Consider the following 13,937-nt stretch of genomic DNA (forward strand, 5'->3'; position numbering starts at 1 on the left):
GGGTTGGCGTCGGGGGTGGCCACCGTGGCCCGGGCCGTGAGCCCGCGCCGGACGCGGGTGGTGGGTGTGGAACCCGAACTGGCCGCCGACGCGGCCCAGAGCCTGCGCGAGGGCCGTATGGTCACCTGGGAACCCGAACGTACCGACCGCACCATGGCCGACGGGGTACGCGTGTGCCTGTCGGAGTTGACCTTCGCGCACCTGTCATCGCTCCTGGACGAGATCGTCACCGTCACCGAGGACGAGATCGCCCACGCGGTGGGCGCGCTGGCGCACGGTTCCCGACTGGTGGCCGAACCCAGCGGGGCGCTGGCCGCGGCGGCGCTGCTGTCGGGCAGGATCGACACCGTCCCGGGGCGGCCGGAGGCGACGGTGGCGGTGGTCTCCGGCGGCAACGTCGACCCGGCCCTGTTCACCCGCCTGGTCGGCACCGGCTGAGCCCTCTCGCCGGGAACTCGGAGCGCGCCCGCACACTCGTGGGCCCCGCGAGGTCAGGCCGCGCGCCAGCGGAAACGTTCGTCCTCGGCGGTGGTCGTGCACTGCATCAGCGTCCCCTTGCTCGTATGTCCGAACTGCCAGTGTTGCGAACAGAACGCGCCGGGGTGCACACCGGGTACCGGAGCGGGCTCGGGGGCCGGTTCGGGTTCCGGGTCGGGCTCGGGTTCGGGCTGCGGTTCGGGTTCGGGGGCCGGCTCCGGCTCGGGTTCGGGTTCGGGTTCCGGTGTCGGGCTGGAATCACCGATCTCCGCCGGGCAGCCCTGCCCGGCACCGACCACGAACAGCCGCACTTCCAGGTCGTCGTCGAACGGCGCCGTCGCCTGCTCGGGCCGCTGCCCGCACACCTCGTGGTCGGCGGTGTCCTCGGGATCGTCGACATCGCCGAAGGCGCTCTCCGCCACGGCGGCCAGGCCCACCTCCTCCACCCAGGTGCGAGCCTCGTCGGCGTCGTCCCCGGCGAAATCCGGTAGCTCGGGCCAGTCCTTGGTGGATTCGTCATCACCGCAGTCCACGCCGTCGGGGGCCAGCGTCAGGTCGGCGGTCTCCTCGACCACGTCCTGCTCGCACACGACCAGCGCCGAACGGGTCCACTCCGCGTCATCGTCGCTCGCGGCGAGCAGCAGCTCACCGAGTACCAGTTCGGACTCGTCGAGCAGCTCCTCGGCCTCCGGCAGGTACAGCCCCACCAGCTCCGGTTCCGGCTCTGCGCTGGGTGAGGGCGACTCCGCCACTTCCACGGTGGCGGGTTCCTCCTCCGAGGGCAACAGTGCTCCGAGCACCGCCAGGCCGATCAACCCGACGGCGCTCAGTCCCGCGCAACCGGCGCAGCCAAGACCGATCGCGGCCAACGGGTGCGGTTTCTTGGAACCAGGGGATGGCGGGGGCAGGGATGGGGACGCGGACATGTCGGCTCCGTCTCAGGGGTGAGGGGGACGGCGGAGCGAGCGCCGATCACCGCGCCGCGGAGGCGTGGCGGTGACCCGACATTAGCGAAACAACCATCACGAGACGGGCGGAATCGTCATATTCGTCGCCGGTCTCAGTCCGTCTCCCGCTCGGGTTCCTTCGCGTCGGGGCCGGTGATCTCGGCTTCGGGCGGCTCCCCGACGATGAGACCGAAGACCACGTGATCCACCAGCAGGGCCAGCCGCTCCTGCGGCCGAGACCCTCGCGTGTGGGCCAGGTCGAGCATCGGCGCAACGGCCAGCTCGAACAGGCCCCAAGCGAGGACCCCGTAGATCGGGCCGGTCAGCCGCGACCCTCGCAGCCGCCCCGGCACGAGGCCGAACGCCGCGCCCGCGGCCGCGCCGTAGCTCCAGTGCGCCAGTTCGATGGCCGCGGTGCGCCGATGTTCGGGCACCTGGCGCAGCAACGTCGGCACCCCCTCGCGCAGCATGGCCTCGGGAGGGGTGCGTTCGATCATTCCGAGACCCACCGCGGCCTGTCGCATTCCGCTCATGGTCATCGCGCCGACGGCGCCCCTGAGCGCCCCCTTCATCCAGGGCCGACGTCCCACTCGATTCGTCCGTCCGCTCATCGCTTTCCCCCTTCTGGTGTCGACCTCTCAGCGCCCGTCCTCGCCGATGGCCTTGCGAAGATCGCGCAGGGAAGCGGCCAACAGGCGGGACACGTGCATCTGGGAGCAGCCCACCTCTTCGGCGATCTGCGACTGGGTCCACTCGTCGAAGAACCGACGACGGATGATGAGCCGTTCCCGCCAGGGAAGCGCGCGCAGCGCCGGTCGGACGGTCGCACGGTCCACGACCAGGTCCAAGGCGTGGTCCTCCATCCCGAGGTGGTGTTCGAGCGTGGTGGGGGCGCCCTCCTCACGCGGCTCGGGAGCGTTGAGCGAGACGGTGTTGTAGGCCTCCGACACCAGGCGGGCCTCCTCCACCTGCTTTTCGGTGATGCCCATTTCCCGGGCGATCTCGGCGACGGTGGGCGCGTGGTTCAGGCGCTGCTCCAGCTCGGCGCGGACCTTGATCATCTCCGAGCGGCGTGTCTGGGGGTCGCGGGGGGTGTGTACGGCCCAGGTGTGGTCTCGGAAGTGCCGTTTGATCTCCCCGGCCACGGTGGGCGTGAGGTAGCGGATGAACTCCTTGCCGCGGTCGGGTGCGTAGCCGCGGATCGCCTTGGCCAACCCCAGGTGCGCGGTCTGCCGCAGGTCCTCCACCCGCTCGCCGCGTCCGCGGTACCGGTTGGCGATGCGGTTCAGGAGCGGCAGGTAGTGCTGTGTGATGCGCTCGCGCAGCCGCCTGCTCAGTGGGTCGTCCTGGTCCAGGCTCTTCAGCAAGGCCAACAGGTCCTCCGCGGAGGCGTCCTGCGGGGGCTCACGACGGGTGGTGGGCGCGATGGTGGCTCTGGCCGCGGTGGTGTTCGCTACGGGAGCGGGCATGGTGCATCTCCTGACCCTTCACGTGTCCGGTGTGCTCGTTATCGAGTGGTTCGTACGACCCGGACGGGGTGGGGGATCGATGGTCTCCCCGAACGGCGTGAAAAGCGCATCTCCATGGTGCTGCCCGAGAAGTGAGTGTTGAAAAGCGGGCCTGTGGGCTCTTGGACGAAAACTGTCCTATGTTGGGGTGAGATGCTCCACGTGTGTTGGAAAGTCCCTTTTTTGGGGCGGTAATGATATTTCCCGCGTGCGAGCGCGAGCGCGGGCGTTGGTGAGCGCGCCCTTCACCCAAGGGTGGGGACACGAATAACGCCGCGGCGCCCTTGTGGACAAGGGCACCGCGGCGGAAATGCTCGCTCTGTCGGACGGGGCCGTGCGCAGCCGTAGGCGGAGGCGATCTTTCACCCACGACCGGGACGTGTGTTCGTTCAGGTGTCCGCCGGCCCCGAATCGGGGCTGAGCGGGTCGTGGCCCACACGCATCATCTTCCTGCGCCAGGCGTCGTCCTGGGGGCGCGGTTCGACCAGTTCGTCCTGTACGAACCGCGAGACCCGCTCCATCAGGTCGATGTCGTCGGAGGTCACGTCGCTCCTGCGCTTGCCCAGGAGTTGGACGATGCGTTCACCCTCGACGGAGACATCGCCGTCGGCGGGAAACGCGTCCTCTCCCGAGGCGTCCGTGAGCAGCCAACGACGCAACTCCTCACCGGTCATGTTCACCGAGGCGTGGAACTCCTCCCAGAGCCGGTCGACCTCCGGATCATTCGCCGCCATCGTGACCACTCCCCTCTCTCGGTTCGTGGACGTGGCTACCCGGAGCGTGAGCGGCTCATACGTGCGGCCGTCCAATGGTGGGATCGAGGAAGACCGGGAGGCACGTGAGGTTTCGCCCGGAAAGGGGTCGGTTAGGGCCGAGGACAGGAGCGAATCCGCGCCCGGCCGGTGACAGACCTTGTCCGGATAAGGGAGGGAAGCTCCGTCCGGTCCGGGGGCCCGGACGGAGCGCTTCTCCCACACGAACGGTCACGCGATCAGGGGGAGAACATGCGAGCAGTGTTGTGGAACGGTACACGCGACGTCAGGACCGAGACCGTCCCCGACCCCGTCATCGAGAAACCCGACGACGCGATCATCCGAGTGACCAGTTCCGGATTGTGCGGATCCGACCTGCATCTCTACGAGGTTCTCGGCCCGTTCATGACGGCCGGCGACATCCTCGGACACGAGCCCATGGGCATGGTCGAGGAGGTCGGGTCGGACGTCACCTCTCTGGTCCCCGGTCAACGCGTGGTGGTCCCCTTCCAGATCTCCTGCGGGCACTGCCCGATGTGCGAGAGCGGATTGCAGACCCAGTGCGACAACACCCGTGTCCGAGAGCAGGGGATGGGCGCGAGCCTTTACGGTTACAGCTCGCTCTACGGATCGGTCCCCGGCGCGCAGGCCGAGTACCTGCGGGTGCGGCGGGCCCAGGACAACGTCGTACCGGTGCCCGCGGAGGGACCCGACGATCGTTACCTGTACCTGTCGGACGTGCTGCCCACGGCCTGGCAGGCCGTCCGGTACGCGGACGTGCCCCGAGGGGGTTCCGTGGCCGTCCTGGGGCTGGGACCCATCGGTGAGATGGCCTGCCGCGTGGCCCGGCACCTGGGAGCCGAGCACGTGTTCGGTGTGGATCCGGTGCCCGAACGGCGTGCGCGTGCCGCGGCCCGGGGCGTGGAGGTGTTCGACTCCTCCCCGGGCACCGACGAGCTCGTCCAACAGATCCGGGAGCGCACCGACGGGTGGGGCCCGGACGCGGTGATCGACGCCGTGGGCATGGAGGCCGAGGGCCACGGTGCGGCCTGGTTCGCCCAGCGAGCGACCTCCTACCTGCCCAAGGGAGCTGCGGCCAAGCTCATGGAGAACGCCGGGGTGGACCGGCTCGGCGCCTTCCTGACCGCGATCGAACTCGTGCGTCGGGGCGGCACCATCTCCCTGAGCGGCGTCTACGGAGGCATGGTCGATCCGCTGCCCATGCTCACGCTCTTCGACAAGCAGATCCAGTTGCGGATGGGGCAGGCCAACGTCCGTCACTGGGTGCCCGAGATTCTCCCGTTGTTGGAAGAGGACGACGTCCTGGGCGTCGAGGACTTCGCCACCCATCACGTGACCTTGGAAGGGGCGTCGGAGGCCTACCGGCGGTTCCAGGTCAAGGAGGAGGGGATCTTCAAGGTGGTCTTCAAGCCCTGACCGCCGGGGCACCGGAGAGGTACCCGAAAACGAGAACGGGATGGACCAGGAAGGAGAGCACCATGGCGCAGAGCGTCGCCGACCACCTGTTGCGTTGGCTGTCACAGTGGGGCGTCACCGAGATCTTCGGTTACCCGGGGGACAGCGTCAACGGATTGGTCGCCCAGATGGGCGAGATCGAGGACGGGCCCCGATTCGTGCAGAGCCGCCACGAGGAGATGTCGGCCTTCGAAGCGGTCGGCTACGCCAAGTTCGGTGGCCGCCTGGGCGTGTGCATGGCGACCGGCGGCCCGGGGGCGATCCACCTGCTCAACGGCCTCTATGACGCCAAACTCGACCACGTGCCCGTGGTGTCCATCATCGGACAGGCGAGCCGCAGCGCCATGGGCGGTGCCTACCAGCAGGAGATCGACCTGCACAGTCTGTTCAAGGACGTCTCGTCGGCCTTCCTGGAGACGGTCAACGTACCCCAGCAACTCCCCAACGTCCTGGACCGGGCCGTGCGCACCGCTCTGTCCGAGCGGGCACCGACCACGGTCATCATCCCCGCCGACGTGCAGGAACTCGACTACTCACCGCCCGAGCACGCGTTCAAGCACGTGCCCTCCAGCGCGCCCGACCGTGTGGTGGGCGGGGGCACCGTGCTACCGCCCGAGAGCGAACTGGACCGCGCCGCCGAGGTGATCGACGCCGGCGAACGCGTGGCGATCCTGATCGGTCAGGGCGCCAGGGGAGCGACCGAGGAGGTGTTGGCCCTGGCCGAGGCGACCGGTGCCGGTATCGCCAAGGCACTGTTGGGCAAGGACGTGCTCCCTGACGACCTGCCGCAGGTCACCGGGGCCATCGGTCTGCTGGGAACCCGCCCCTCCTGGGAACTGATGCGCGACTGCGACACGCTGCTCATCGTGGGCTCCAACCTGCCCTACTCCCAGTTCCTGCCGCCCTTCGGCCGAAGGGCAGTGGAGATCGACATCGATCCCAAGTACATCGGGATGCGCTATCCCACCCAGGTCAATCTCGTGGGCGACGCCGCGAACACGCTGCGCGCGCTCAACGAGCGCCTGGACCCGCCCGCCGAGCGCAGCGAGGGACGTCGACGGTGGCGCGCCACCGTCGAGGACAACGTCCGCCGCTGGTGGTCGGTCCTGGACGCCCAGGCCGAGGTCTCCGCCGACCCGATCAACCCGATGCTCATCGTCCGCGAACTCTCCTCCCGGCTGCCGGAGGACGCCGTGGTCACCGCCGACTCGGGGTCGGCCACCAACTGGTACGCGCGCCTCCTGCGCATGGGCGAGGACAACCGTGGTTCGCTCTCGGGCACCCTCGCCACCATGGGATGCGCCGTCCCGTACGCGATCGGCGCCAAGTTCGCACATCCCACACGCCCGGCGATCGCGCTGGTGGGCGACGGGGCGATGCAGATGAACGGGCTCATGGAACTGCTGACCGCGCGCCGCTACCAGCACCTGTGGGACGACCCCCGTCTGGTGGTGTGCGTCCTGCACAACAACGACCTCAACCAGGTCACCTGGGAGCTGCGTGCGATGGGCGGGTCACCCAAGACCCCGTACTCGCAGGACCTGCCGGACATGTCGTACGCGGCCTTCGCCGAGTCGGTCGGGTTGGTCGGGATCGCCGTGGAACGGCCCGAGGAGATCGGACCGGCCTGGGACCGTGCGCTGGAAGCGGAGGGCCCCGTGGTGCTCGACGTGCACTGTGACGGGGACGTCCCGCCCATCCCGCCCCAGGCCGAAGCGGGACAGGTAACCGACACCGTCAAGGCCCTGCTGAACGGGGACCCCGACCGGGCCGGCGTCGCCGCCCGTGGCCTGGCCACCAAGATCCAGGAGTTCCTGCCCCACTCCCGCTGATCCGATCGGGCCACGGCGCCCCCGCACATCCTTGAGGGAGTGCGGGGGCGCCGTCCGTTCGGTGGCCTATCCGGTCTTCGCCTCTTCCTTCAAGCGTTCCTCAAGGCGGCGTCGCTGCGGGAGGACCGTGTACTTGGGATCGGCGGCCGACTGCACCCCGGCCTCGAAGACCCCCAGCCGGGTCAGCGCCGAACCCGCGAGCAGCGCGGCCCCGCTGACCGCCGACACCACGCGGTTGCGCCGTCCCAACGCCGCACCGACCGCCCCGGCCAGGGTGAGCGCCTTGGCGGCGCGGGTGAGCTTTCCGGCCCGTCCCTGCTCGTAGGGTTCACCGACCATTCCCATGCGGCGCTCCATGTACGTGGACGCCGCGACCTCGACCAACGCACCACCCACGGCGAGCCGGCGGGCCGGCCCGCTCTGCGCCGTGGGCGCGACGATCAGCCCCATACCCCCGGCGGCGGAGGCGGCCGAGGACACGAACACGAAGGGCATCTCCCGGTATCCCTCGTGCCAGGCGGGAACGGCCGTGTCGCAGATCAGCGGTGCCGTGTAGGTGGCCACGAGCGGACCCGTCAGAGCGGCTCCGGCCGTGGCGGCCCGACCGATCCGGGGGAACCATCCCGTGGCGGCCGTCACCGCGGCCACCCCGGCCAGCGGTCCGTACCCCATGAGGATCCACGTGCCCATGCTCATCGGAGAGGTCGGCTTGAACACCCGCAGCATGTTGAGGAAGCGCTCGGGCCGCCCCAGGTCGTGGATGAGCGCCGCCGTCGAACCGGAGATCGCCACCAGGGCCGTGTACTTCAAGGGTCGGGCCAGGTCGGGGCGGCCGGTGTACTCCGCACCCGCCGCGAGCACGGACGAGGCCCCCGCCAGGCCGCCCAGGAACAGGTAGCCGCCGATGTCGCGGGCCTCCCACACGATCTGGTTGAGCACCGGCCTGCCGTGGTAGGAGCGGAAGTCGGCGTCGGGCACCCGGGTGTCCTCACCCCGGCCGCGCCCGCCGCGCCTTCGGCCGCCCCCGCGCCGTTCACGTCGGTGCGCGGGAACCACGTCGACCGCGCCGGTGATCGCCTCACGGCCCACCGTGCTCGGGCCCTCGCCGGTCTTGTCGGGGTTGGTCATGACCGCCTCCCCGCGAACGCGGCGGTCGCCCCCGCCAACAGCACCAGCGCCGCCGCACCGGCGTGGCGCCACATCGACGGCAGGTCCCGTGTGGTCACCACCGGGTCCGGTGGCAGGCCGTACACCTCGGGTTCGTCCAACAGCAGGAAGAACGCCCCGGTCCCGTCGACCCCGTTGTCCGGGTCCTCCCCGTACAGCTGCGCCGAGGACACCCCCGCCTCGTGCAGGTCCTCGACCCGCCGCTGTGCGCGTTCGCGCAGTTCGTCCACGTCGCCGAACTGGATGGAGTCGGTGGGACAGGCCTTGGCGCAGGCCGGCTCCATCCCCTCACCGAGCCGGTCGTAGCACAGGGTGCACTTCCAGGCCCGACCGTCGACCTCGCGACGGTCGATCACCCCGTAGGGGCAGGCGGGCACGCAGTAGCCGCAGCCGTTGCAGATGTCCTCCTGCACGACCACGGTGTCGAACTCGGTCCGAAAGAGCGCGCCGGTGGGGCACACGTCCAGGCAGGCGGCGCTCGTGCAGTGCTTGCACACGTCCGAGGACATCAGCCAGCGGAAGTTCCCCGGGTCCCCCTCGTAGTGCTCCCCGGTGCGTTGGCCGGGCAGGTCGAAGGAGGGCATGCCCAGGTCCACCGGTCCGGGACCGTCTGCGCCGTCCCCCGCGGGGCGGCCCACCCCCGAATCCTGGTATCCCAGAGGTTCACGCTGCTCGATGAAGGCCACGTGCCGCCACGAGTCGGCACTCAGCCGCCCGGTGTTGTCGAAGGAGGAGGCCAGGAAGTTCAGCCCGTCCTCGGGCACCATGTTCCATTCCTTGCACGCCACCTCGCACGCCTTGCAGCCGATGCACACGCTGGTGTCGGTGAAGAAGCCCTTGCGCGACGGATTCTCGTCCTGGGCCATCAGTCCTCCGTTCCGGTCCGTTCGGTGATGCGGGCCCTGCTGCGGTACTCCTCGACCAGGCTCACCCGGTCCGGGCCACGGGGACGTCGACCGGGTCGGATGTCGGCGGTCAGTGCCTTGACCTCCTGGATGTGCACGTTGGGGTCCAACGAGATGGACATGAGCTCGTTGGCGGCGTCGCCGGTCGAGTACCCGTTGGGGCCCCAGTGGTAGGGCAGGCCGATCTGGTGCACGACCCGGCCCTGCACCCGCAACGGCTTCATGCGGTCGGTGACCAGCACCCGGGCCTCGATGGCGTTGCGGGCGGTGACGATCGTGGCCCACCCGCCGTGCTCCAGACCTTCCTCGGCCGCCAGTTCCGGGCCGACCTCACAGAAGAACTCCGGTTGCAGTTCCGACAGGTAGGGCGTCCACCGGCTCATCCCGCCGGCGGTGAAGTGCTCGGTGAGCCGGTAGGTCGTCACCACGTACGGGAAGACCGACGCCTCCGGAGTGCCGGGCGCCGGGTGGTAGCGGTTGAGCTCATGCGGGTAGAGACCGCGGGTGGGGTTGCGCTGGTGCCCGTACAGCGGGTTGGTGAACGGGGTGTCCTGGGGTTCGTAGTGCGTGGGCATCGGGCCGTCGTTGAGCCCGGCCGGAGCGTACAGCCACCCCTTGCCGTCGGCCTGCATGATGAACGGGTCGACGCCGCTGAGCGCCGCCACACCCCGGGCGTCCTCGGGTGGACGGTATCCGGGTGCCTTGTCGGGTTCGAAGTCGGCGACGTCGTATCCGCTCCAGCGTTCGGACTCCTCGTCCCACCACACCAGGGCCTTGCGTTCGCTCCACGGGTGGCCCTCGGGGTCGGCGGAGGCACGGTTGTACAGCACGCGCCGGTTGTCCGGCCAGGACCACGCCCACTCGGCGGCGATCCAGTCCTGTTCCTGGCCCGGTCTCTTGCGGGCGGCCTGGTTGACCCCGTCCTTGAAGACACCGCAGTAGATCCAGCAGCCACAGCTGGTCGAACCGTCCGTGCGCAATTGCGTGTACCTGCTCAGGGGTCTGCCCTCGGCGTCGTGGCCGTTGATCTCGCGCAGCACCGCGTCGGCGCTGGGCTCGTCCCCCTCCTCCAACGGGTAGTCCCAGGTGAGATCGAGGATCGGTCGGTCCTTGGGATCCTGTGACCCTTGGAGTCGTTCCCGGATGAGCCGGCCCAGGTGGTACATGAACCACAGGTCGCTGCGCCGGTCACCGTCGGGGAGCACCGCACGATCGTGCCATTGCAGGGTCCGGTTGGTGTTGGTGAAGGTGCCGGACTTCTCCGTGTGCGCGGCCGCCGGGAAGAAGAACATCTCCGTTCCGATGTCCTCGGTGCGCATCTCCCCGGACTCGATCTCCGGGCCGTCCTTCCACCAGGTGGAACTCTCGATCAGCGAGAAGTCGCGCACCACCATCCAGTCCAGTTCGGCCATCCCGAAGCGTTGGGCCCGGCTGTTGGCCGAACCCACGGCCGGGTTCTCGCCCATGAGGAAGTAGCCCTTGCAGACGCCCTCGATCTGGGCCATGACCGTGTCGTAGGTACTGTGCGACCCGCTGAGGCGGGGCAGGTACCCGAAGGCGAAGTCGTTCTCGGGGGTGGCGTGCTCACCCCACCAGGCCTTGAGCAGACTGACCGTGTAGGCGTCCATGTTCGACCAGAAGCCCTTGAGCGGCTCTCCGGCGGCCTTGACGTACCCGTTGAGATCCTGCTCCTCGTGCATGTGCGGCATGGGCAGGTAACCGGGCAACAGGTCGAACAGGGTCGGCACGTCGCTGGACCCCTGGATGCTGGCGTGGCCGCGCAGCGCCTGGATCCCGCCGCCCGGTCGACCGACGTTGCCCAGCAGCAGTTGGAGGATGGACGCGGTACGGATGTACTGGGACCCCACCGTGTGCTGGGTCCAGCCCACCGCGTAGCAGAACGCGCTGGTGCGGTCGGGACCGGAGTTGCTCGTGAGGTGGTCGCACACCCGCTCGAACACGTCTCGCGGAATGCCGCACACCTCCTCGACCAGCTCGGGTGTGTAACGCGAGTAGTGGCGTTTGAGGATCTGGAACACCGTGCGCGGGTTCGTGAGTGTGCGATCCTCCTTGGTCGGATTCCGGATCACGGCCCCACCCGAACCTTGCTGCTCCGGACGTCCCGAGTGCCGGGTGCTCGGGTGCGGGTCCCCTTGACTTCGGTACAGCTGGCCACGGTCGCCCGAGGCCGCGGCCACCTCCGTGCCGTCGTAGCTCCACGAGGTGACGTCGTAGGTACGGTCCTGCCCCGAGAAACCGGAGAACAGCCCGTCCAGGTCCTCGGTGTCACGGAAGTCCTCGCCGACGATGGTCGCCGCGTTGGTGTACTCCAGCACGTAGTCGTGGAAGTACTTCTCCTCGGTGAGCACGTGATTGATGATCGCGCCCAGGAACGCGATGTCGGTGCCGGCGCGGATGGGCACGTGCAGGTCGGCCAGCGCACTGGTGCGACTGAACCGGGGGTCGACGTGGATGACGACCGCGCCGCGCGCCTTGGCCTCCATCACCCACTGGAAACCCACCGGGTGGGCCTCGGCGAAGTTGGAACCCTCGATCACGATGCAGTCGGAGTTCTGCAGGTCCTGGAGGAACATGGTGGCCCCGCCCCGGCCGAAGGAGGTGCCCAGCCCCGCGACCGTGGAGCTGTGGCACACCCGCGCCTGGTTCTCCACCTGGATCACGCCCAGGGCGGTGTGCAGCTTCTTGATGAGGTAGTTCTCCTCATTGTCCAGCGTGGCCCCGCCCAGGCTGGCGATACCCAGGGTGCGGGCCACCCGACGCCCCTGGTATTCCTCCTCCCAGGTCTCCTCACGGGTGCGCACCACCCGATCCGCCACCATCCGCATGGCGGTGTCCAGGTCGAGTTCCTCCCAGTCGGTGCCGTGCGGCGGCCGGTACAGGACCTTGTCCCGCCGGGCCGGACCGGTCGTCAGCTGAAGACTCGCCGAACCCTTGGGGCACAGTCGGCCCCGACTGATGGGGGAGTCGGGGTCCCCCTCGATCTGGACGACCTTCTCGTCACGGACGTAGACGTTCTGGCCACAGCCCACCGCGCAGTAGGGGCAGACCGACTTGACCACCCGGTCGGCCTCCGCGGTGCGCGGACGCAACCGTTCGCTACGCTCGGACTTGGCGGCCGACCCCAGGCCCATGCGGTCCTCACCGGTGACCTGCCGCAGCACCGGCCACGATCCGAGCCATGTCCACACGCTCATGGAATACCTCCCGGGCCCGCGGGCCCTCGACGGGCTTCCGTGCCCCGGCTCGTCGCCGGGGCACGGTCCTCCACCGTGGGACACCAACGCGGGACGCGCACGGGACAACGCCGGGACTTGACCGAACCACGACCATGTCGGCACCCGGGTACCTCCGCCGACAGCACCCGCTCGGGCCCGCCCACGTCAGGTGAGTTCGGGTTTGCCGAACATCGTGGCGTAACCGGAGGGCAGAAGGCTCAGGAGCTGGTTCAGCTCGCCGCCGGAGACCGCCTCGGCCACGGTCGTCAGGACGGCCCCGGCGTCCTGTTCCGCGGTCAGGGTGCGCCCACCGACCAGTGCGGCGACCTGTCGGTGGAACTCCTCGACCCCGAAGGCTTCGGGTTCGGGTTGTCCGGCCTCCCGGAAACCCTCGCGCAGTGGTTCGGGCAGTTGCGCGGCCAGCTTCTCCACGGTGGTGCCGGGAAGACGGGTGGCCAGGACGGACAGGACCGCCGTCGTCACCTGCTCGGCCTCTCGCTGGTTCTCGTACTCCCCGAGCTCACGCACCCGGGCCAGGAACTCGTCGTCACGCATGGCATACCTCGCTTCGGTTCGCACCACGAGTGTTCCTCCGTTGCTGTCGGCCGCCCTGCCCGGTCGCGGCGCCCGTCAATCACCGGATGCGGGTCGAATTAAGCGCGATACGTCGAATATCACGATATGGCATGACTATTCGAGTGAAAGTACGCCGGCGACAATGGCGAATGAATTTCCCTTATAAGACGCATGATCCCGATGAATGTCGATGAATTCCTCGACGATTTCCTCGTGTCCTCCTGGGAAAGCGGCGCCCGGCCTGTTACGTTGACGGATCGAGTGCGGAACCACTCGTTGACTCCCCGCCGAGAGCGTGCCTTCCGTCGATTCGGTATTCATGGTCGAATCGAGTTCCCGGCCGTGCCGCCCGAGGTGGATCGAGCGCGGGCCGAAGGGTTCTGTGGTTTGACACAGAACCCCTTTCCCTCGCCTTTCGAGCCACCAGCGGGTCGGGCTTCGCTTGTACGCAACCCCAGAAGGAACCTCATGACGGTCGAGACGAACACGCGGACATCCGAGCCCGAAGGGGTGAGGAACAAGGGCTCGCTCGTGGTGGGATGGTTGACCTCGACCGACCACAAGATCATCGGGTACATGTACCTGATCACCTCCTTCGCCTTCTTCCTCTTCGGTGGGGTGCTGGCGGTCCTGATGCGTATGGAACTGTTCTCGCCGGGCCTGCAGGTCCTGACGAACGAGCAGTTCAACCAGATGTTCACGATGCACGGCACGGTCATGCTGCTGTTGTTCGCGACCCCGCTGTTCATCGGGTTCTCGAACGTGATCATGCCGCTGCAGATCGGCGCTCCCGACGTGGCCTTCCCCCGGATGAACCTGTTCAGTTACTACCTGTTCCTGTTCGGCGGCCTCATCACCATCGCCGGGTTCCTGACCCCGGGTGGTGCGGCCAGCTTCGGTTGGTTCGCCTACGCCCCGCTGTCGGACGCGGTCCGCTCACCGGGGATCGGCGGCGACCTGTGGGTCATGGGTCTGCTCGTCTCCGGCCTGGGCACCATCCTCGGTTCGGTCAACTTCATCACCACCGGCGTGTGCATGCGCGCGCCCGGTATGACGATGTT

Annotated in this window: 12 protein-coding genes; 4 read left to right on the top strand and 8 right to left on the bottom strand. The window is 68.7% G+C overall.

The window, feature by feature from the left end; translation table 11 throughout:
* On the top strand, positions 1-438 hold a 438-nt coding region (locus BQ8420_RS16555), incomplete at its 5' end, for a pyridoxal-phosphate dependent enzyme (protein WP_143847345.1).
* 53 nt (positions 439-491) lie between these two features.
* Here the strand turns inward: BQ8420_RS16555 and BQ8420_RS16560 are convergent.
* From BQ8420_RS16560 to BQ8420_RS16575, 4 genes are all read right to left on the bottom strand, one after another.
* Positions 492-1,403 (bottom strand): serine/threonine kinase, encoded by a 912-nt coding sequence (locus BQ8420_RS16560; protein WP_235006303.1) that lies wholly within the window; start codon positions 1,401-1,403, stop codon positions 492-494.
* A gap of 134 nt (positions 1,404-1,537) precedes the next feature.
* The gene (locus tag BQ8420_RS16565) at positions 1,538-1,963 is read right to left on the bottom strand and encodes a hypothetical protein (protein ID WP_087100040.1); all 426 of its coding nucleotides are present in this window, start codon (positions 1,961-1,963) and stop codon (positions 1,538-1,540) included.
* A 99-nt stretch (positions 1,964-2,062) separates the two neighbouring features.
* Complete coding sequence (locus tag BQ8420_RS16570; protein ID WP_087100032.1) at positions 2,063-2,893, bottom strand: SigB/SigF/SigG family RNA polymerase sigma factor; 831 nt, start codon at positions 2,891-2,893, stop codon at positions 2,063-2,065.
* A gap of 428 nt (positions 2,894-3,321) precedes the next feature.
* A complete protein-coding gene (locus tag BQ8420_RS16575) occupies positions 3,322-3,666 on the bottom strand; it encodes a DUF3140 domain-containing protein (RefSeq protein ID WP_087100041.1) in 345 nt (114 codons plus the stop codon).
* 270 nt (positions 3,667-3,936) lie between these two features.
* On the opposite strand from BQ8420_RS16575, the gene BQ8420_RS16580 reads away from it, so the two are divergent.
* Both BQ8420_RS16580 and BQ8420_RS16585 read left to right on the top strand, forming a co-directional pair.
* Complete coding sequence (locus BQ8420_RS16580; protein WP_087100033.1) at positions 3,937-5,121, top strand: alcohol dehydrogenase catalytic domain-containing protein; 1,185 nt, start codon at positions 3,937-3,939, stop codon at positions 5,119-5,121.
* Positions 5,122-5,183: 62 nt separating this feature from the next.
* Positions 5,184-6,992, top strand: coding sequence for a thiamine pyrophosphate-requiring protein (locus BQ8420_RS16585; protein WP_087100034.1), 1,809 nt, complete (start codon positions 5,184-5,186; stop codon positions 6,990-6,992).
* Between the two features lie 66 nt (positions 6,993-7,058).
* On the opposite strand, the gene nrfD is transcribed toward BQ8420_RS16585, so the two are convergent.
* The 4 genes from nrfD to BQ8420_RS16605 form a co-directional block, all read right to left on the bottom strand.
* Complete coding sequence (gene nrfD, locus BQ8420_RS16590; RefSeq protein WP_087100035.1) at positions 7,059-8,120, bottom strand: NrfD/PsrC family molybdoenzyme membrane anchor subunit; 1,062 nt, start codon at positions 8,118-8,120, stop codon at positions 7,059-7,061.
* Entirely contained in the window at positions 8,117-9,025 is a 909-nt protein-coding gene (locus tag BQ8420_RS16595) for a 4Fe-4S dicluster domain-containing protein (protein ID WP_087100036.1), read from the bottom strand. Before BQ8420_RS16595 ends, nrfD begins: the two co-directional genes overlap by 4 nt.
* Positions 9,025-12,279: a formate dehydrogenase gene (fdh, locus tag BQ8420_RS16600; RefSeq protein ID WP_087100037.1), complete on the bottom strand. Its 3,255-nt coding sequence runs from the start codon at positions 12,277-12,279 to the stop codon at positions 9,025-9,027. The genes BQ8420_RS16595 and fdh overlap by 1 nt, the downstream gene beginning before the upstream one ends.
* 186 nt (positions 12,280-12,465) lie before the next feature.
* Positions 12,466-12,855, bottom strand: coding sequence for a DUF2267 domain-containing protein (locus BQ8420_RS16605; RefSeq protein ID WP_087100038.1), 390 nt, complete (start codon positions 12,853-12,855; stop codon positions 12,466-12,468).
* A gap of 489 nt (positions 12,856-13,344) precedes the next feature.
* On the opposite strand from BQ8420_RS16605, the gene BQ8420_RS16610 reads away from it, so the two are divergent.
* The coding region (locus BQ8420_RS16610; RefSeq protein ID WP_200815959.1) for a cbb3-type cytochrome c oxidase subunit I at positions 13,345-13,937 on the top strand (593 nt) is incomplete at its 3' end.

This window comes from Nocardiopsis sp. JB363 (genome assembly GCF_900143625.1).
Taxonomy (GTDB): domain Bacteria; phylum Actinomycetota; class Actinomycetes; order Streptosporangiales; family Streptosporangiaceae; genus Nocardiopsis.